This is a genomic window from Ancylobacter sp. 3268 (assembly GCF_031456575.1).
GTDB lineage: Bacteria > Pseudomonadota > Alphaproteobacteria > Rhizobiales > Xanthobacteraceae > Ancylobacter.
On record NZ_JAVDUX010000002.1, the window covers coordinates 1 to 18,026 of the forward strand.

Consider the following 18,026-nt stretch of genomic DNA (forward strand, 5'->3'; position numbering starts at 1 on the left):
CTACGAACGCCACGCCGACCTCTATCGCGCTTTCCTCACAATCGCCGCCGCCATCATCGCTTTCAGGGCCCGCACGAGGTTTTGTTAGGCGCTCTAAATCGAACGTCAATGAAAGGAGCGACTCGACACCGTTCTCACTCTGCCCGGATACGCGCACCATGCTGTTCTCGCCCGTAAAGGCGGTACGGGCGATGACCCTACCGCCATCTTCGATGTCGAGCGTGTCGTAGATACGGAGCTCCCCGCGATAGTACGTGCTAGGTAAAATCTCCCAAGTTGATCGATTTCCGCGGGAATTTACCCCTGAGACCAGGACATATCCCTTTGCGGTGGAATCGTTGGATTGCCCAATAATGCCCTGATAGCTGGTGACCCTCCCACCATCCTCGATCGTCAGCGTGCCATCACCGTATGGCTCTCGGTCCCCCGCTCTGCCACCAATAGTGAGCCGGCTGCCAACTTGCAGGAGCGAAGGCCCGGAGCGAGCGCCGGCACCCTTAACCGCGATGGTTCCAAGGCCGAGATAGACCTCCTCGCCGAGAACACGTCCGCCGGCCTCGACCGACAGTATTCCACCGCTCATAACGAGTTGTCCGGGCTCATATTCAGAAGCGATGTTGTCATAGAAGAAGTTGGTCCAGATTGAGGGATTTCCTTCCGCATCGGTGCCGGACACCAGTACGGTGCCACCCAGATAGCTTCGCCAGCCATCGACCCTGCCGCCATCTTGGACAATCAGCGTACCGTTTCGGTTGATCTCCAAGAAGGAAATCTCGCGCAATCTCGATCGGAGACCGCCAGGACCCGTGCCCGAAACGGTAACCAAGCCGGGCCCACCATCATAAGAGCCAATGCGTATCGAGCCGTCTAAGATGATTCCGCCATCGTCGACAGTCACCCAGCCCGCTCCGACCTGACCGACCAAGAGACGTTCCCTGAGGTTCAAAGAAGTCGTGGACGCAGGAATCTGGGGTGAAACGTCGCCACCACTTCTTACCGATTGCGCCAGCGCGACCTGCGCGCCCAGCCCAAGAAGCATGACCGACGCCAGGGCGGTCGTTGTCTGCAACCAGAAGCGGCGAGATGTGACCTGCCGGCGTAGCGCTGTGGATCCATGCCCGATCGTGTCGCATTCGCCGACACGCACTCGCTCCACGCTCGCCCGCATGCCACCGCCCCCCAAAAGTAAGTCAACCTTACTTGAAGTCAGGTCGCGATCAATGCGACAGGACCGACCCTCGCCCCACTAATGAGACAGGGCCAGATCCAATAGCCCGCTGGCGCTGTTCGAACGGACCGCGTGGCCGATCGCAGGCGTGGTGGACGGGCCGTCGTCGCAGTCCCGCCCGACGCGGATCGATGTCGGTGCGCGGCTGCGGAGCTTGTGGAAGTAGGAGGGCGGCGATGTGCAATCTCTTCAGTCACACGACCAACGTGCAGGCGATCATCGATCTGGTCGGCGCCCTTCACAATGGCGTCGGCAGTCCCGAACTGCCCCAGCCTAACATCTCCCCGGATTACCCGGCGCCGATCGTGCGGGCGGGCGTGGAACTCCATTTATTGCAGCGAACGATCAGCTCGCGGAGATACGTTACCTCTAAGCACAGTTCCCCGTAAGGTACCTCGCAGCTGTTCTTTATTGTTCTCTCCAGGTCAACGGTTGGGCGAAAAGTTAGAATTAATGGATAGAATTGTTGGATATATCGCATCAAGTCTCGATGGTTTCATCGCTGCGCCCGGTGACGATCTCGATTGGCTGTTCCGCTATGATGGAATGTACCTTGGCGCTCACGACTACAACATCTTTCTGAAGCGGATTCGAACTGTTGTCATGGGGCGGGGTACTTACGATTTTCTCGAGATAGATCCTTCTCCGTGGGCGTACGGTCAGCAGAGAGTGATCGTCGTCACATCCCAACCAATAAAGGCTCCTAAAGATACCCTCGAAATACGCTCGGATGCCGACGAATTGATCTCGGAATTGCGCTCATTACAGGATGGCGACGTTTGGATGCTCGGTGGCGGGCAGCTCCAAATGGCGTTCCTGAAACGCGACGCCCTCGACGAACTTGAGATTTATGTCATGCCGAATCTTCTCGGCGGTGGAACTGCACTTTTTCCCGCAACTGGGTTACGCGCCAACGCCCAGCTTATAAGCGCTCAGGCACTGGACCGTGGTTGCGTTCGCCTCCATTACGCCTTCAAGCTGACGAGCACTGGCGGTTAAGAAAAGAGTGCGAACGGGCAGGCCCCGGCGGACAGCTTTTCCATCCCCTCACGAAGTTCGTCACAGGCAATGGAGACGAAGACGCATCTGGATGCCACGTCCGCATTTTGCGACGAGCCGAGCGGCTTCCGAGCCGCATGGGGCACGCTGTTTTGCGTGCCGATCGCGACGAGATATACGCCGAACACCTCCACCGCAAACGAAGAGCCCCCTGTGAACTTGAGGCCGGCGGCGGAGAGTGTTGTCGGGATGACACCGAGAGCGAAGAGCGTGACCCGGCTCACACACACGGGGTAGTCGTTGGTCTGGTTGATGACGGTGTCGGTGGCCGCTTTGGGTCCCCTTCATCATCACCGTTGCGTCCGCACCGCTGAGCCGGGAAGAGGTATTGGCATAGCGGTCATGGCATTCTCCAAATGAAAAGGCCCCGCTTGCGGCGAGGCCTTGATGGGCGCTTGGGGTAGTCGGGCCTCCCGCCGATCCGCGAGCCCTACGTAGGCACCTGTGATTGCCCGTACGACGTGATGCGCCATGGCCGGAGCTGCGGTGGCCGCAGCGCCTACAGCCGGCCGGGCGGGCGGAAGCCGACGTGCTACAGGTGAGGTGTCATAAGCGTGGCAAGATGCGCCACAAGTGGAAAACTCGCGGTTCGCCGGAGAGCAGGCGTTGAGAGCGTCGGACCATGAGCATGCGCCGGCTTGCGCTCGGCCAGTTCGGCCGAACTTTGGACAGACCCTATAATCAGACGGTCGGGACGGTGCCGCCGTCGACGACGAGTTCCGAACCATGGATCGAAGAGGCGCGATCCGAGGCCAGGAAGGCGATGGCTTCGGCGACCTCGAAGGGCTCGGCGCCGCGACCTATGGAGATGCCGCCAAGTCCGGCTAGGACGAGTTGGCGTGCGTCCTCGATCGTGCCGCCATTGGCGTCCTGAATGCGCTTCAGGAAGACATCGGTCCCCTCGGTCATGATCCATCCGGGGGAGACGACGTTGACGCGGACACCCTTCGGCCCAAGCTCCTTGGAGATCGACTTGCTGTAGGTCCGGAGCGCGGCCTTGGCGCTGGCGTAGGCGGTCGTCGCTTCGGGAAGCGGCAGGACCGACTGAATGGAGGTGACGTGCACCACGGCGCCTGCGCCCCGCTCGATCATCTGAGGAATCAGCAGGCGGTCGAGCCGGACCGTGGCCAGCAGGTTCAGGTTCAACTCGGACAGCCAATGCTCATCCGTCAGGGCGACGAAGCCTCCGCCCGGCGTGGTCGAGCCGCCGAGCACGTGGGCGAGGATGTCAACGCCGCCGAGGCGCTCCAGCACCGCCTTGGCCAGGGCTTGTCCGCCTTCGGCCGTGGTCAGGTCCGCTTGGACGTATTCGACGCCGTCGATGGGCTCCAGCGTTCCGCGGGCGGACGTGATCACCCGGGCGCCACCGGCGAGGAAGCGGTCGACGGTGGCGCGCCCCAAACCCTTGGTCCCGCCGCTGATGAGCACGCGCTTGCCCGCGAATTCGGTCGGATCGGCCTTGATGGTCATGCCGTGATCTCCAGGGCCTTGATCGCATCGCCTACGAGGGTGAAGCGGTAGGTGAAGCGGATCGGGCTGCCCTTGAAGTCACCATGGCCGGGGCCTTCGACGACAACCTGGCCATCCTCGTGCCGGACGGTGTCCGGCGTGAAAATCGCCTTCGCCCCGACCACCGCCTCTTCAAGCAGCGACCTGATTTCGGCGGCTCCCCGTAGAACGGCGCCGTTATCGATAAGGACGGCGTCGGCCGCGAATGGGGCGAGCATGCCGTCCACGTCCAGGCGGGCATTCGCATTCACATATGCGGCGATTGGAATAGGAAATTTGGGCGACATTGTTCTGTCCGACTTGCCGCGGTCGCAGCCGCGGCGGCTGCAAGTGTGCTTGCCAGCCAAGGTAGAGATAGACAGGCCATACGATAATCGGGACAGTTCGGGATGTTTCATCACGCAAGCCAGGACAATGATACAGAGCAGCCTGACCGAACTGGACGCCGTTCTCATGATCGCCCGCCGGGGCAAGTTCCGCACGGCTGCGCTTGAGCTCGGGGTCTCGACGACCGCGCTCAGCAATGCAGTGGGAAAATTGGAGCGCACGCTCGGCGTACGGCTGTTCAACCGGACGACGCGTAGCGTCTCCCTGACGGAGGCCGGCCGACGGTTCGTCGCGCAGGTCGCTCCCGCCGTGCAGGACATTCATGAGGCGATGGAGGTTGCGCGCTCTCAGCAGGCGGTGCCGTCGGGGACGCTGCGCATCAACGCGTTTCCGACAGCGGCGCGGGAAATCTTCTCTTGGCTCGTCCTGCCGTTCCTGCGCGCGCATCCTCAGGTCCACATCGACATCGTCACGGAGGGACGCCTGGTGGACATTGTCGCGGGCGGCTTCGATCTCGGCGTCCGTAGTGCCGACCTCGTGCCGGCCGATATGATCGCGCTCCCATTGGGCGTCGCACGGCGCAGTGTCGTCGTAGGCACACCGAGCTATCTGAAAGCCCACGGGACGCCCATGATCCCCCAGGATCTCGCCGGGCATTCCTGTCTCCGCGTCCGGCTTCCCGATGGCGCGATCTACCGCTGGCCGTTCGAGAAGGACGGAAAATCGGTCCACATCGATGTCGAGGGCGCCATCACCCTCGACGAGGCGAGCCTCTCACGCGCAGCCGCCCTCGCGTCCGTTGGTCTTACCCTGGCGATGGAATCCGACGTGCGAGACGACATCGAGGCGGGCCGCCTCGTGCGCGTGCTTGAAGATTGGACGCCCACTCGGGCGCCGTTGAGCCTCTATTATCCGAGCCGCCGCAACCCGACAGCCGCGTTCAAGGCGTTCATTGACTTCGCGCGGCGGCACGGTGGAGACACCGGTATCGCAGCGTTTTCGACAAGTTGAGATGCGCAAGAAACAGATCTTGGCAAGTGCGTGTATGAACGCTCCGTATGGGGACCATCAGCGGCCAGTCGCTATCAGTTGATGGGTGCGATGCGCCGAAGGGCATCCGGGAGCCTGGCGCTCCTGGGCCATCCGAAGCACGCCTCGGCTCAAACAGGCAGCGGAGCGGCAGAACTGACGAGCCCAGCTTTGCGTAGCTCCCGCCAGAAGTCTGCCGGGATCACATCATTCAACGCGGCCGTGTCTTCGGCGATGCGTTGCGGCCGGCTTGCACCGGGAATGACAGCCGCCACTGCCGGGTTGGCCAGCGAGAATTGCAGGCCGGCCGCCTTCATGCTGATGCCGTAGCGGTCGGCAATCGCCTTGATCGCCGCGACCTTCGCCAGAATCTTGGGCGCGGCGGGGGCGTATTCGAAATTGGGCCCGCCAACGAGCGCGCCCGAACTGTAGGGGCCGCCGACGACAATGCCGAGACCGCGCTCGGCGACCTTGGGCATCAGCCGCTCGAGCGCCCGGTCGTGGTCGAGCAGCGTGTAGCGTCCGGCGAGTAGCGAGCCGTCGGGACGCGGTCCGTCGAGGTCGAGCAACAGCTCGACCGCTTCGACCCGGTTCACGCCGAGACCCCAAGCCTTGATCACCCCCTCGTCGCGCAGCCGGTCGAGCGCGTCGAAGGCGCCGGTGCGCGCCTCCTCGAACTTGGCGAGCCATTCGTCGCCATAGAAGTCCTGCGCCACGTCATGGACCCAGACGATGTCGATATGATCGGTCTGCAGGCGCTTCAGGCTGTCTTCGATCGAGCGCAGCGTCGCGTCGCGCGAATAATCGTTGATCACCTTGTTGGGACGGCCATTGGCGAAGACGTCGCCCTTCTCGCCATTGTCGCGCGGCGCCTGGTCGATTTCATCGAGAACGATGCGGCCCACCTTGGTGCTGATGACATACGCGTCGCGCGGCTTGCCCTTGAGCGCTTCGCCCATGCGGATCTCGGCAAGGCCGGCGCCGTAGAAGGGTGCATTGTCGAAATAGCGGATGCCATCGTTCCACGCGGCCTCGACGGTCGCCAGCGCTTCCGCCTCGGGTATCGCGCGGAACATGTTGCCGAGCGGCGCGGCGCCGAAGCCGAGCCGGGAAGGAAGAATGTCCTTGAGTGCCATGATATTGGTCCTCGTGTCTGGAAGGGTCTAGGCGACCGCCAGCGGATCGAGCGTGAGCGCGCTCCGCTCGGCGAGGTCGTTGACGGACGCCAGATAGGCCTGGAAGTGGGGGCTCGCCCGATGGGCGGCGAGGGCCTCGCCGTTCTCGTAGAGTTCGTCCAGCACGTAGCGGCCGGGCTGCACCTGATCCGCCCACAGGTCGTAGCGCAGATTGCCGGGCTCGGCGCGCGAAGGCGCGATCATCCCGTCGAGCAGGCTGTGCAGCGCCTCGGCCTTGCCCTGGCGTGCAGTCAGCACCGCGACGATCTTGATGTGGCTGGTCATGATGGTCGTCCCTGGCTGAGCTGAGTAGATGTGGAGGGCGGAGCGCCTGCGCAGCGCCCCGCCGGTCCCTCGCGTCCTCATGCCGCCCGACGGGCGTCGAGCGCCTCGATCAACGCTTTGGCAATGGGATGATCCGAGCGCGGGTTCTGCCCGGTGATCAGCTCCCGGTCGACGACAACGTTCGGCTCGAAATCGACGGAGGTGGTCTCGACCTTGCCGCCCGCGGCGCTCAGCGCATGGGGCATGTCGAAGTACATCTTCGCATGAAGGATGTAGCCCTCGACCACCTTCTCCTCGGTCGCGGAGAAGATCGTCATCCGGTAACCCGCATAGGGCCAGCTCTTCGCCCATTCGCGTGCCTTGTCGTCTGCACCGGCGATCAGCGCGGCGCGAAAAGCCCGGGGATCGTCCATCGCAGCGGTCAGCGCGATCGGACCATGGCAGAGCAGCGCGGTCGGCTTGGCCGCCTCGTGGAAGTGGCGAAGGATTTCACCAACGTCCGGGTCCTGCATCAGGTCGACCACCGGAGCCTGGCCACCGGGGAAGAAGACGCCGGCATACTGGTCGAGCCCGCCGTCGATCACCGAGCGTAGCGTGCGCGGCGCGTTCATCGCCGGGCTGTTGTCGTAATAGTCGCGGGCGGCGCGGTAAGCGGCTTCGTCATTCTCGAAATGCGCAGGCGCATCCGACGCGGCATCGATGACCGGCTTGCTGCCATTGGGGGTAGCGAGCACGACTTCATAGCCAGCCGCTTCGAGCGCCATCGCCGGAACGACCGTCTCGTTAAGATACTGGCCGGTTGCGCCCCACTTGTTGCCCTGCACTTCGATGCGGGTCGCGTTGGAGCCGATCAGCAGAACCTTGCCCTTGCTCATGGAAACCTCCTGTCTTTCGATCTCGTCCGCATTCCGGACGCATCAGAAGATGCGGCCTCCCTTGTCATTCCAGAAGTTTATTTCTTGGATTTGAGATATACGTGTGAGAGCATAACTCATGCGCTATGACCTCAATCTGCTGCCGATCTTCATCGCCCTGATGGAAGAGCGCAGCGTCACACGCGCGGCCGAGCGGCTGGGGATGACCCAGCCGGCGCTCTCCAACGCGCTCACGCGATTGCGGCTGATGCTGAAGGACCAGCTGTTCATCCGCGAGCGCTATGGCATCCAGCCGACTCCGATCGCGCTCGAACTCGCCCCGCAAATCGCCGACGCGCTCGCCAGCCTCGACGACGCGGTGCTGGGGCAGCAGGATTTCGATCCCGCCAGCGCTGAACGCTTCTTCACCATCGCGCCCAATGGCTATGTCGAGTTCGTCATCGTCCCGGCGCTGGTGGCGCGGCTCGCGGAGGTGGCGCCCGGCATCCGGCTGCGACTGACACCCTACGGCGCCGATCTCGCCGAGACCGGCGTCACCTCGGGCACGACCGCGCTGGTCCTCGGCCGAATCGGCGATCCTCCGGACAATCTCGTCGTTCAGCACTTGATGGACGAGAGTCTTGATTGCGTCGTGCGTGCCGGCCATCCACTCATTGGCGATGCGATTACGCGCGATCAGTTCGAAACGCTGCGCCACGTCAACGTGGTGCCGCCTGGCCGCCTGCGCACCGGCCTCTTCCAGACGCTCGCGAGGGAAGGGCTGAGGCGCGACGTTGCACTCTCGGTAACGAATTTCTTCGCGGTCGCCGAGATGATCGCGGTGACCGACCACATCGGGACGCTGCCGCGGCTAATCTGCCGCCGGTTGGCGCGGGACAGGCGATTGAAGGTTCTGCCGCCCCCGGCCGATCTCGGCACATTCCCGGTTCAGATGGCCTGGCACGTGCGCTACCGCCATGATCCGGCGCATCGCTGGCTTCGCGGACTCGTCAGCGAGACGGTGGCGAGTTCCATCGCCTCACATTGACGTCCTGCTCGCTCCAGCGACCAAGCGTTCTCCCAGAAGGTTTGGGGCCGCCTAACGGCCATGAAAGCATGCAGAAATCCTCACAACGGAGGCAACTACCCGAACATTAAGACGGCACACGGGCGGCCGCCCACATTCGCAGCGCCAAGTCGAAGCAGAAAATTTCGACTTGAGCGATGCCGCCGCCTCCGTCTCCCTGGATATTGATCTGAAAGGTGAGGCCGTTCTCGGTCGCCCCCACGACAAATTCGCCGGTTCGATCGCCGTAGAGGTCCGCGATTACCGAGACGAAGCTGCCGCGTGCTGCGATGCAGGAGCCGTACGCCGAGATGTTGCTCGAGACGCTGTATCGTTATGGTGACGGAGGAGCGCGGCAAGCCGAGCGCCTTCGCCGCCTTAGAAAGGCTTCCAGTCTCTACGACGCGGACGAATATCTCCATCGCCTTCAGCCGGTCCATCGGTCACTCCTGCCACCCTGCCGGGAAGCGAGCTCCGAGCTCGCGTGAAGGCGTCGGTACCCGGCCGGCGTCACGCCCAGCTGGCGCCGGAAGCCTTCCGACAGCGTCAACATCACCACGACTGAACCGGTGCGGATCCCTTTTCGCGTCCCGCTCAATCCTCGTCCTGCCACCTGCGCAGATCCGTCTGGTCATGATAGGCCATGCGGTCCGGCGTGGTGATGAATTCCATCGTCGTGCCCCAGGGCATGCGGCAATAGCAGACCTTGTTTCCAGGACCTTTTTCGGTTGCATAAGGAATAGCGCGCGGGGCGGTGAAGGACGTGCCTCCAGCCTTTTCGAAGCGCGCGACCGATGCGTCGATGTCGTCGGTGTAGACACCAAAGTGCGTAATGCCGAAATCGCTCGCTCGAACCGGCTGCGCTTGTTCGGGGCCGTGCATTTCAAAGAGCTCGATGTCAGGTCCGGTTCCGATTTTGACCATGGCCTGCGCGCGGACGACCGTTCCGGGAAAAGCGCCGGTGGCCCGCTCGAATTCGGGTCCCTGCCGCGAAGGGTCCTGCGGTCCGAAGGACTGATAGATCACCTGGCCGCCGAAAGCTTCCACCAGGAACGATTTTGCCGCTTCGATGTCGGGCACCGTGATGCCGATATGATTGACGCCGCGAATGACGGGTGCGGTCATGGCATTCTCCTTTGCTGTTTATTCGATCTATCGCGATCGCTGCAGGCGCAATTCGCCCGCAACCTCGCGATCCACCTGGCCCACGACGGCGCGGGCGCGGAGTTTCAGTTGATCTTGAGGAAATCGATCAGGGCGGCCGCGACTTCATCCGGCCGCTCGTCCGCGACATAGTGGCTGCACCGCGCGATCGGGCCACCCGTCACATTGGTGGCGAACTCCTTGAGCATCGGCACCATCTGCGCACCGAACCGCTGGTCGCCGCCCATGCCAAGCACGGGTATCTTGAGAGGTTGCTTCTTGTACTCGAGCGCGGCGGCGTGGTCGGCCGCGAGGGCTCGATACCATTCCATGCCGCCACGGGTGCGGCCGGGAAGTGCCATCGCTTTCGCGTAGATCTCGATGTCCGCCGGATTGAAAGTGCTGTGATCGTAGAACCGCTCAGCCATGAAGATCGAAACATAATCATATTCACGGCCATGGATCAGGCGCTCGGGTAAGTCCCGGTTCATATGAAAACTGAAGTGCCAGATCCTTGCCGTCGTCGACTCCCATTGCGTCCAGCCAGGAAGTGGAACGTCGAGGACGGCCAGGTGTGTAACAGCCTCCCGATAGATGGCGGCCTGCGGCAAGGCGACCATTCCACCGATGTCATGGCCGCACACGGCGTAGTGTTCATGCCCAAGGGCAAGCATCACTTCATGCGCATCGCGCGCCATCGTCGCCTTGTCATAGCCGCCCTGCGGGCAGTCGGAAAAACCTGCGCCGCGCAGATCGATAGCCACCACGCTGAAATGCTCGGCCAGCAGCGGCATCACATGGTGCCATTCCCACCATGTTTCCGGCCAGCCGTGAAGCAAAAGGATCGGCGGGCCTGAGCCCCCCATGACGGCGTTGATCTTGATGCCATTCGCCGGCACCAGTTGCTGGGTAAACCCCTTCAATGCTGCGATCATGATCGCTTTCCAATCAAATGTTGACGGTCAAATAGAGTTCGCCGCAGGCCTCAGGGCTGGTCGAAATCGGTGGCGATCGTGATGTCACGCCAGGCGTCGATGTCGCTGCGAAAGGCCGCCAGCTTCCGCTCGGCGATCGCGTGCGCGGCCGGGCCGAGCGGTAGATGGAGCGGGGCGTCCTCGGCGTCGACTGCCTGCAAGATCACCGCGATCGCCTTGTCGGGATCGCCCGCCTGATTGCCGTTGCTGGTTTCGCGATAGTGTTTGCGTGAGCTTGCGGCATATTCCGGCATCTCGTTGGCCGCCATCATGATCGATCGGCCAAGGAAATCGGTGCGAAACGGCCCGGGTTCGACGATCAGCACGCGAACGCCGAACGGTTTCAGCTCGCTGGCGAGCGCTTCGGAAATCCCTTCCACAGCAAACTTGGCGGCGTGGTAATAGCCTCCGCCGCCGCGGCCCTCGATACCCGCACCGGACGACATGTTGACGATCGTTCCGCCCGAACGTCGCAGGACGGGTAGCGCGGCTCTGGTGGTTTCGACCAGACCGAAGACGTTTACATCGAACATCGGCCGATATTCTTCGGGCGTGCCTTCCTCGATCGCGCCGAACAGTGCGTAGCCGGCATTGTTCACGAGCACGTCAAACCCGCCGAAGGTCTCGACCGCCTTTGCGACCACTGCCTTGGCTGCCGCCGCATCGGTCACGTCGAGCGGCATAGTGATCATGCGGCCGCCGAAAGGTTCGGCCATCTTCTCGATCATTTTGACATTGCGGGCGGTCGCTATAACCCGGTCGCCGCGCTGTGCCGCAGCGAGCGCGAGCCGCTGGCCGAAGCCGCTCGAGCAACCTGTGATGAGCCAGGTTTTCATTACTTCTTCTCCGAGTTGTTTTACCAGGCAGCCGCCCTCATTAGGTGGCGGAATCCCCCAGAAGGACGCGCCCCAGACGATGGCGGGAATCTAGGTGCTTAGATTTGTTCTTTAACTGACATAAATGTATTCTTGGCGTTCAGTTTTGTGTGGGTGTGGCGATGGAATGGAGTGACGTCAGAATCTTTCTTGCTATTGCGCGATCCGGCACGCTCGGCGGCGCGGCGCGTTCTCTTCACACAAGCCATCCCACCGTCGGCAGGCGCCTTCGCGCATTTGAGCAGGCGATCGGCCACACACTCTTCCAGCGCACAGCGGATGGTCTTGTCCTGACCGAAGAGGGCCACGGAATCGTCGCGCTGGCGGAACAGATGGAAGAAGGCGCGCTGGCCATGGAACGCCGGCTTGCGGGGCAGGAGCAGAATCTCAAAGGCAGTCTGCGAATTTCATCGGCGGACTGGTTCGGAGCCTATGTCCTGCCTCCTATCCTGGCGGATTTCTCGAAAGCCTACCCCAATGTCGACGTCGAGATCCTGACCGGCACGCGCCGGGTCAGCCTTGCCCAACGGGAGGCCGACGTCGCTTTTCGTATCGTTCCGTTCGACACTGCCGATGTCGTTCAGCGGCGGCTCTTCAGGCTCGAATACGGCGTCTACATCGCCGAGGAGGCGCCTGATCCCAAATATGGCGACGGGACCGGTTTCCGGCTGATCACCCATGACACATCCACGGGCCATTTCCCTGACATCGCTTGGCTCATCGAGAGTTTCCCCAACGCGAAACCCGTCCTGCGATCGAACAACCGCAACGTCCAGGGGCGCATGTGCAGGCAAGGCGTCGGCATCGCTGTCCTGCCCCACGTGGTCGGCAATCAGATCCCGGGTATCCGCAGACTGGAACTACCGACGCTGCCGCCGGCGCGAGACATCTGGATGGGATACCATCGGGACCTACGGCGTCTTCAGCGTCTTCGCGCGTTCATCTCGACCGTATCGGACCATCTCGTGAATGCGACCGCATGATGCACGGCCCGTGAGATGACTCGAGGTTCCCGGAGAAACTCCTGGATCCGTGCTGGCGCGTTCGCGCGGACAGTGGCGCCGCGAGGTCTGGAATGCATAGGCGTTCGCCACCAGCGTCTTGGTCGGCCTGCAGCCGGCGCCGGCCATTCCGGCGCCAGAGGCGTCGGAGACGCGCGTCAGATCGCAACGGCCTTCGAGCGCCGACGCGCGTCGCTGATGGTCAGCGAGACCGCAGAAATGAGGAAGTAGAAGGCGCCGAAGGCGGCGTAGGGCGCGATGTCGGCGATGCTGACCGGCGCCGTGCCGACGGCCTTGCTGAGCATGTACGCTCCAGCGAGCCCCGATTGGGCGCCGCTCAGGATCATGGCCCACTGCGCGCCATAGGACTTCCAGCGGCGTACCCCGGTGAGAAGCTGGAAGAGGCCGGAGAGCACCGCCCACGCGCCGAAGATCTGAAGCACCGCGTGCATGCCGTGCGGCAGAGTCGCCGCGATGGCGACCGCCGTCACCACGCTGACGACAAAGTTCAGCATCTGGCTCTTGTTCCTGGCCAGGCCGCCGCTCCGGCTGGCATCGATATAGTTCACCAGCGCGTCCCACGCGGGATAAGCGACGAGCATCACCGCAGCCAGCGGAGCCATGGCCTTCGCGACCGTGAAGGCGAGCGCGGCCCAGATGACGGAGACTGAGAAGCGCAGATAGTAGTAGGTCCTGAGCCAGTCCCGATCCGGGGACTTCGCGTCGGTGATGGACTTCATGGCATGGTTCCTTTCTGTGATGGAGGCGCACGCCTCCCGTCCCCGGGTCGGGGTGGGTTGGTGGTCGGTGTTCAGGCGGTGTGCGGCTGGCGATCTGCCGCGTCGTTCCCGATAGGTGACACAGACGCTGACGCTGTCGGACTGAGCGTTCGTGTCCGCTTCGTCTGCTTGGCCACCTGGGTGAATGCCGGAGCTCAGGCGGCGAAGCCGCCGTCGATCGTGTGCATGGCGCCCGTGATCCCGCGTGCCTGCGTACCGGCGAGATAGAGCGTCAGGCTCGCGACCTCGTCGGCGGTGCCGTAGCGCTTGATAGCCATCGGCTCGAGCATGCCCGCCGCGCGCGGACCATTGGCCGGGTTCATGTCGGTATCGGTAGGGCCTGGCTGGACTACGTTGATCGTGATGTCGCGCGGACCCAGATCGCGTGCCAGGCCGCGCGCCAGGCCCTGCATCGCCGCCTTGGTCAGCACATAGGCGGCAAGTCCGGGGAACGGCATGCTGTCGGCGGTGTCGGATCCGATGATGAGGATGCGCCCGCCGGCGGGCATCAGGCGCGACGCCTCCACGCTGCCGAAATAGGCACCCCGCACGTTGACGTCGATCATGCGGTCGACCTCGTCGGCATTCAGCGCCAGCGGATCGCCGAGCACCAGCAGACCGGCATTGTAGACGAAGATGTCGATCGGGCCGGCGTCACGGACCGCCGCGATCAGGTCGTCGCGCGCGCCCGCGTCCGCCTGGAGCGCTTGCGCGCCGGTCTCGGCGGCCAGCCGGTCGGCCGCGCCGGCGGAGGCGGCATAGGTGAACACCACCGTTGCGCCGGCAGCAGCGAAACGCCGCACGATCGCGGCACCGATGCCGCGGCTGCCGCCGACGACGAAGACCTTGCGATCAGCGAATTCCATCGTGCTAGTCCTGAGATTGGAGAAAGATATTGATCGGCGAGTGGCGCGCGCTGTCGGCTTTGCCCAAGCGCCAACCGGCGTGATCAGAGCGGAGTGCCCACGGCCCGTGACACGGTTGCATCCGTGAAGCGGGGAACGTCCGCCATCACGGCCTCCGTCTCGGTCGATGCCAGCGCGGCGCGCAGCGCGTCCTCGTCGCGGAACTGGTAGATGCCGACGGAAACATCCGCGGCGTTGGCGTCACGTGGGAAGAACGCGGAGGCGCTCTCCAGCCCGTACCGCTGCCAGCAGGAAAGCGCCAAGGGCAGGTGGACGTCGACGTAATGGTCGCGATCGAAGTAGGTGCCGCCGCTGCACGTGACGATCAGTGTTGCATGTGCCATCGGCGAGTATCTGGACCGATTAACGCTGCCCGTAAACTTACAGGATTGAATTCTCTATGTTCAGTATTGTGGGTGGTTCGCTGGCCGCCTCATCCTATCGGCTTCTTCCATCGACATCGCTGAAGTGCGGACCGCAGAAGACAAGCGCTATCTCTTCGTTGCCGTCGACCGGACCTCGAAATACGCTTTTGCCCGGCTCATGCCGAAGGCGACCACGCGTGAGGCTCGGCACTAATGATCATGATGGCGCGCACGGTACGGGCGTGCCGCATCATTATGCCCCCAAAACTTGTTACAAATTGCTGAGTGAATTGCGTGGCGCGCTGTATCTCAGCCCCACGTCCGCCGCCTGCGGGGCGGCGGCTTTTATTTGGCGCGATTGAGGGCACCACGCCGGAACGCCCTCACCCCAGGGGGCCCGATTGCTTGATCTCGAATACACAGGAAAATGAGAAAATGTCTCAGGCACCAAGGCGGTTTTTTGCCGGCTGAACCGTAGATCGGACTATCATGCTGTGTCTGAAAATTTAATTTCGAAGCGATATCGAAATGGATACAATTTATATTACTACTTTACTCGAAGCAAAAACAGCTTCGCCTCCCCCAAGCGGATTTCCGAAATATGTGCGTGTCGATGGGTTTGGCGAACCCGGCGATGGCGGGCGAGCCTTATATGTAAGACAGGCCGAGCCACAAGAGTTCCAGAGCACTAACTTCTTTGCTGACGGATTAATATCGTGGGAATTGGGAGACGGTTGGTGGGAAAGATTCAGAAGGACGAATTCACGCAAGCGGTGCAGATGATTACACTTATCCTGTCTTGTCATTCGATATTAAACCGGGGAAGCGTTACAGATTGAACTGGAATGTTCAGGGAGGTAACACGGGAATATGGTCAATTTGGCTGCTAAATTCGAATGGATATGATCCAACAAGATATTTTACGGGATCTGGTGATAACAATTCTCACGAGATAATTTTTGTTGCCAGACCTGGAAATAATAAATTTCAACTCAATGCAGATAATGGATTTGATCGATATTTCGGCAACTTCATATTAAGGGAATTGCGAAACGAAGGGCAGGTCGCACTCTTCGGCGAGGTCGATTCATATTACCTGCCGTTTCCATTAGATGGCGTGTTGCGACCCGAGATGTTCGGGGCTTCGATTACAGGTCAGGACACCAATCTGTCGTTTATGAAGTTTTTCCAAAGGGCAAACACTTTGGCCCAAGAGGATGTCAGCCTGCATCTTGAGATGGTCGGAGAATATAAGCTGACCGAGCGTCAGCACCTCATTTATGTGAATGAAGGCATCAATGTAACAATAGACGGATGCGAGACAGGCTTGGTTGATCTAAGTGGCGCACCGACGAACGATGAGCGATTTTGGCTTGAGGTCATGGGTCCAGGCTATGATGGTTTAGGTTCGGCCGATCGCATTTTGACCAGTTTATTTGATCCAGTGTCGATAAACTCCCGAGGCCTAAAGCTCAACTCTGCCGTTGGTATCTCGCGAGGCGATTGGATCGCTATTACGTCGACATGGGAATACTTTAGTGGAATTGGCAATGCGAATGGATATCAGCCGGTAAATATTGGAGAGTTTTCTAGAATAAGAAACATGAATCAGATTACCGGAAACATTTACCTGGAGACTGGGCTGTCATTCGGATATAAATTCCATAGTGACCCTGCGTCTCATCCCGTCAATGTGCGCCGCACAACAGTTGCAGGAATTTTCGCTGCCAAAGGTTTGCGCGCGTTGGGGCCCGCAATTGATAGTAGCACAAATCGCACTGGAACTCAGTTTCTGCATGTTCGTCACTTCGAGCAGGTGCAGGAAGATAACGTTATTGTCGAAAATTTCCCAGGATATTCTATTAGATATACGCTTTGTGGATCTATTCTGCTTAACTCGCCAAAAACTATTGGGCCAAAATACCAGCTATCCAGTTCCGAAGGGGTGTGGGCGTATGGCCGTGAGATCTATGGATGCGGCGCGGGATCCATCGTTTCTCCGATTGCGGAACACTGCCGCAGAGCAATCGATTTGCACGAGGCCAACAAGGACACGCTGGCGGGAGATGCCCTTGAAGCCGAGGCGGTGATAGCCAAGAACGTGTCGATGATCGGCGGATATTCAATCTCGTGCCAGTCGCTGCCGGGCGGGCATTATTCAATTAATACTGAGCTCGTCGGTCATATCGGTCAGGACGCGGGCGGGCAGTTGCGGGGGAAAAACGTCCGTTGGGTTGGTGTCCACTCCAATAGGGGGTTGGGACTGGGTATACCTGCAGGTGAGGATCAGAATTTTCTGGATCCGGATTTCTACCCAGATTTCGATCCAAGCTAAGGGAACGTCGAGCTTCTGGGGTGCTCGTTTCGCGATCAGAGCGCAGATGGATGGGGGGTGGAAATCAGGCAGGGCATAGACAGCCTTCGAATTGATAACTGCACGATCATCTCGTCGAAGCCCATCTCTTTTTACGGGCGGCACCAAAGTAATATTGAGATTACCAATTGCTTTTTGAGCGGACGAGACTGGACTGGCGAACCACCGGAGTCGCTTGAGCCTGTTATTGCGTTCTGGATCAACGGAACAACGACAGGATCGGTGGATCAGGCGCCATATGCACAGAATATAGATTCCAGAAATATAACAATACGAAATAATCACATTAAGAATGGCACATATGCCGTACATCATTCTGGAGTTAAGATTTCCGAATGTCGTGACATTAATATAGATGGCAATATATTTGAAAATATAACGTCAGGATATTTTAGGCTTTACTCCAATAATGGAACGCAGTGGGCGAGTGATGGAAGCTTAGGTTTACGCAATAATGAAGCTAGGGGATTGAAGCCGCCGATCGATGATCCGATCGATATCGGGGCCCAGACGGTATTGGTGATGGGTGGAAATAATTTTGCCAATCGACCTGTCGGAATAACGTTGTCAGGAACTACATTGACAGTTCCGAGCTCCGCTGTTCCGACATTGTATGTACGTCTTACTGACGTGGCGCTCAATGTGGAGAGGGTTGTAGGATTGAATGAGGGTCAGATTCTGATCGTGTCAAAAACTCCGGGACCTAACACCATAACGTTCGTAAATGGAGCGGGCGGCAACGGAAGTATGGCGTTGGGAGGTCCCCGTGAACTTAAGATTAGCACTGACCGTATAATTTTGGTTGGAACTTTGTCGGGGGCGACACAAGGCGCGGCATTAATTTCGTTCGCTGACAACAGTTAACGCTTTGATGCGTTCATGACTAGCGGGCCGCCCATGGGGTGGCCCATTTTATTTCTGGAGCGCTGATATATCCCCCAACGAGAGTTGCAAACGCAGCTCACGGTGCTCGGCCGTGCGCCTGGCCGATTGACGGCGTCATCGGCGCCATGACCAAGGCTGCCATCGTCGCCTTCCAGCGGGGAGCGGGCTTTATCCTGACGGTGCCGCCGGCCGA

General features: G+C 60.7%; 19 protein-coding genes and 3 pseudogenes. 7 read left to right on the plus strand and 15 right to left on the minus strand.

Features of this window, described 5'->3' with window-relative positions; genetic code table 11:
- Window positions 1–1,039: pseudogene (locus tag J2X65_RS02250) on the minus strand (hypothetical protein); the annotation flags it as partial.
- 642 nt (window positions 1,040–1,681) lie between these two features.
- Between J2X65_RS02250 and J2X65_RS02255 the strand changes: the two are divergent.
- Entirely contained in the window at window positions 1,682–2,227 is a 546-nt protein-coding gene (locus tag J2X65_RS02255; RefSeq protein WP_310197410.1) for a dihydrofolate reductase family protein, read from the plus strand.
- Here J2X65_RS02255 and J2X65_RS02260 read toward each other — a convergent pair.
- From J2X65_RS02260 to J2X65_RS02270, 3 genes are all read right to left on the minus strand, one after another.
- Window positions 2,224–2,511, minus strand: coding sequence for a hypothetical protein (locus J2X65_RS02260; protein ID WP_310197413.1), 288 nt, complete (start codon window positions 2,509–2,511; stop codon window positions 2,224–2,226). The two genes, J2X65_RS02255 and J2X65_RS02260, sit on opposite strands and share 4 nt — an antisense overlap.
- 457 nt (window positions 2,512–2,968) lie before the next feature.
- The gene (locus J2X65_RS02265; protein WP_310197416.1) at window positions 2,969–3,757 is read right to left on the minus strand and encodes an SDR family oxidoreductase; all 789 of its coding nucleotides are present in this window, start codon (window positions 3,755–3,757) and stop codon (window positions 2,969–2,971) included.
- Window positions 3,754–4,083 (minus strand): nuclear transport factor 2 family protein, encoded by a 330-nt coding sequence (locus J2X65_RS02270; protein WP_310197418.1) that lies wholly within the window; start codon window positions 4,081–4,083, stop codon window positions 3,754–3,756. The genes J2X65_RS02265 and J2X65_RS02270 overlap by 4 nt, the downstream gene beginning before the upstream one ends.
- Before the next feature lie 127 nt (window positions 4,084–4,210).
- Here J2X65_RS02270 and J2X65_RS02275 point away from each other — a divergent pair, with 127 nt between their 5' ends.
- Complete coding sequence (locus J2X65_RS02275; RefSeq protein ID WP_310197421.1) at window positions 4,211–5,134, plus strand: LysR family transcriptional regulator; 924 nt, start codon at window positions 4,211–4,213, stop codon at window positions 5,132–5,134.
- A gap of 149 nt (window positions 5,135–5,283) precedes the next feature.
- Here J2X65_RS02275 and J2X65_RS02280 read toward each other — a convergent pair whose 3' ends face one another.
- From J2X65_RS02280 to J2X65_RS02290, 3 genes are all read right to left on the minus strand, one after another.
- The gene (locus tag J2X65_RS02280; protein WP_310197424.1) at window positions 5,284–6,288 is read right to left on the minus strand and encodes an aldo/keto reductase; all 1,005 of its coding nucleotides are present in this window, start codon (window positions 6,286–6,288) and stop codon (window positions 5,284–5,286) included.
- Window positions 6,289–6,315: 27 nt separating this feature from the next.
- Window positions 6,316–6,612, minus strand: coding sequence for a putative quinol monooxygenase (locus J2X65_RS02285; protein ID WP_310197427.1), 297 nt, complete (start codon window positions 6,610–6,612; stop codon window positions 6,316–6,318).
- A 77-nt stretch (window positions 6,613–6,689) separates the two neighbouring features.
- Window positions 6,690–7,487 (minus strand): type 1 glutamine amidotransferase domain-containing protein, encoded by a 798-nt coding sequence (locus J2X65_RS02290; protein WP_310197430.1) that lies wholly within the window; start codon window positions 7,485–7,487, stop codon window positions 6,690–6,692.
- A gap of 118 nt (window positions 7,488–7,605) precedes the next feature.
- Between J2X65_RS02290 and J2X65_RS02295 the strand changes: the two genes are divergently transcribed.
- On the plus strand, window positions 7,606–8,514 hold the full coding sequence (locus J2X65_RS02295) for a LysR substrate-binding domain-containing protein (protein ID WP_310197434.1): 909 nt from the start codon (window positions 7,606–7,608) through the stop codon (window positions 8,512–8,514).
- 106 nt (window positions 8,515–8,620) lie between these two features.
- Here the strand turns inward: J2X65_RS02295 and J2X65_RS26960 are convergent, their stop codons facing one another.
- From J2X65_RS26960 to J2X65_RS02315, 5 genes and pseudogenes are all read right to left on the minus strand, one after another.
- Window positions 8,621–8,845: a DUF2326 domain-containing protein gene (locus tag J2X65_RS26960; protein ID WP_404977659.1), complete on the minus strand. Its 225-nt coding sequence runs from the start codon at window positions 8,843–8,845 to the stop codon at window positions 8,621–8,623.
- Window positions 8,808–8,972 (minus strand): annotated as a pseudogene (locus tag J2X65_RS26965) (LysR family transcriptional regulator); the annotation flags it as partial. The pseudogene J2X65_RS26965 and the gene J2X65_RS26960, both read right to left, overlap by 38 nt.
- Window positions 8,973–9,126: 154 nt before the next feature.
- Complete coding sequence (locus J2X65_RS02305) at window positions 9,127–9,657, minus strand: VOC family protein (RefSeq protein ID WP_310197440.1); 531 nt, start codon at window positions 9,655–9,657, stop codon at window positions 9,127–9,129.
- A gap of 104 nt (window positions 9,658–9,761) precedes the next feature.
- Complete coding sequence (locus J2X65_RS02310) at window positions 9,762–10,610, minus strand: alpha/beta hydrolase (protein WP_310197443.1); 849 nt, start codon at window positions 10,608–10,610, stop codon at window positions 9,762–9,764.
- Between the two features lie 50 nt (window positions 10,611–10,660).
- Window positions 10,661–11,485, minus strand: a complete 825-nt coding sequence (locus J2X65_RS02315) for an oxidoreductase (protein WP_310197446.1) — start codon at window positions 11,483–11,485, stop codon at window positions 10,661–10,663.
- A gap of 161 nt (window positions 11,486–11,646) precedes the next feature.
- Between J2X65_RS02315 and J2X65_RS02320 the strand changes: the two genes are divergently transcribed.
- Entirely contained in the window at window positions 11,647–12,507 is an 861-nt protein-coding gene (locus tag J2X65_RS02320; protein ID WP_310197449.1) for a LysR family transcriptional regulator, read from the plus strand.
- Between the two features lie 176 nt (window positions 12,508–12,683).
- Here the strand turns inward: J2X65_RS02320 and J2X65_RS02325 are convergent, their stop codons facing one another.
- The 3 genes from J2X65_RS02325 to J2X65_RS02335 all read right to left on the minus strand — a co-directional run bounded on the left by J2X65_RS02325 (window position 12,684) and on the right by J2X65_RS02335 (window position 14,553).
- On the minus strand, window positions 12,684–13,265 hold the full coding sequence (locus J2X65_RS02325) for a DUF308 domain-containing protein (protein ID WP_310197451.1): 582 nt from the start codon (window positions 13,263–13,265) through the stop codon (window positions 12,684–12,686).
- Window positions 13,266–13,459: 194 nt separating this feature from the next.
- Window positions 13,460–14,170, minus strand: coding sequence for an SDR family oxidoreductase (bdcA, locus tag J2X65_RS02330; RefSeq protein WP_310197454.1), 711 nt, complete (start codon window positions 14,168–14,170; stop codon window positions 13,460–13,462).
- 83 nt (window positions 14,171–14,253) lie between these two features.
- Entirely contained in the window at window positions 14,254–14,553 is a 300-nt protein-coding gene (locus tag J2X65_RS02335; RefSeq protein ID WP_310197457.1) for an EthD family reductase, read from the minus strand.
- Window positions 14,554–14,643: 90 nt separating this feature from the next.
- Between J2X65_RS02335 and J2X65_RS02340 the strand changes: the two are divergent.
- The 3 genes and pseudogenes from J2X65_RS02340 to J2X65_RS02350 all read left to right on the plus strand — a co-directional run.
- A pseudogene (locus tag J2X65_RS02340) lies at window positions 14,644–14,779 on the plus strand (IS481 family transposase); the annotation flags it as partial.
- Between the two features lie 630 nt (window positions 14,780–15,409).
- On the plus strand, window positions 15,410–16,909 hold the full coding sequence (locus J2X65_RS02345) for a hypothetical protein (protein WP_310197461.1): 1,500 nt from the start codon (window positions 15,410–15,412) through the stop codon (window positions 16,907–16,909).
- A gap of 57 nt (window positions 16,910–16,966) precedes the next feature.
- A complete protein-coding gene (locus J2X65_RS02350; RefSeq protein ID WP_310197463.1) occupies window positions 16,967–17,812 on the plus strand; it encodes a hypothetical protein in 846 nt (281 codons plus the stop codon).
- Window positions 17,813–18,026 lie beyond the last annotated feature (214 nt).

Coding starts and splice junctions, on each gene's coding strand:
- J2X65_RS02255 (WP_310197410.1), top strand. CDS start 1,682: ATGGATAGAATTGTTGGATATATCGCATCAAGTCTCGATGGTTTCATC.
- J2X65_RS02265 (WP_310197416.1), bottom strand. CDS start 3,757: ATGACCATCAAGGCCGATCCGACCGAATTCGCGGGCAAGCGCGTGCTC.
- J2X65_RS02270 (WP_310197418.1), bottom strand. CDS start 4,083: ATGTCGCCCAAATTTCCTATTCCAATCGCCGCATATGTGAATGCGAAT.
- J2X65_RS02275 (WP_310197421.1), top strand. CDS start 4,211: ATGATACAGAGCAGCCTGACCGAACTGGACGCCGTTCTCATGATCGCC.
- J2X65_RS02280 (WP_310197424.1), bottom strand. CDS start 6,288: ATGGCACTCAAGGACATTCTTCCTTCCCGGCTCGGCTTCGGCGCCGCG.
- J2X65_RS02285 (WP_310197427.1), bottom strand. CDS start 6,612: ATGACCAGCCACATCAAGATCGTCGCGGTGCTGACTGCACGCCAGGGC.
- J2X65_RS02290 (WP_310197430.1), bottom strand. CDS start 7,487: ATGAGCAAGGGCAAGGTTCTGCTGATCGGCTCCAACGCGACCCGCATC.
- J2X65_RS02295 (WP_310197434.1), top strand. CDS start 7,606: ATGCGCTATGACCTCAATCTGCTGCCGATCTTCATCGCCCTGATGGAA.
- J2X65_RS02305 (WP_310197440.1), bottom strand. CDS start 9,657: ATGACCGCACCCGTCATTCGCGGCGTCAATCATATCGGCATCACGGTG.
- J2X65_RS02310 (WP_310197443.1), bottom strand. CDS start 10,610: ATGATCGCAGCATTGAAGGGGTTTACCCAGCAACTGGTGCCGGCGAAT.
- J2X65_RS02315 (WP_310197446.1), bottom strand. CDS start 11,485: ATGAAAACCTGGCTCATCACAGGTTGCTCGAGCGGCTTCGGCCAGCGG.
- J2X65_RS02320 (WP_310197449.1), top strand. CDS start 11,647: ATGGAATGGAGTGACGTCAGAATCTTTCTTGCTATTGCGCGATCCGGC.
- J2X65_RS02325 (WP_310197451.1), bottom strand. CDS start 13,265: ATGAAGTCCATCACCGACGCGAAGTCCCCGGATCGGGACTGGCTCAGG.
- bdcA (WP_310197454.1), bottom strand. CDS start 14,170: ATGGAATTCGCTGATCGCAAGGTCTTCGTCGTCGGCGGCAGCCGCGGC.
- J2X65_RS02335 (WP_310197457.1), bottom strand. CDS start 14,553: ATGGCACATGCAACACTGATCGTCACGTGCAGCGGCGGCACCTACTTC.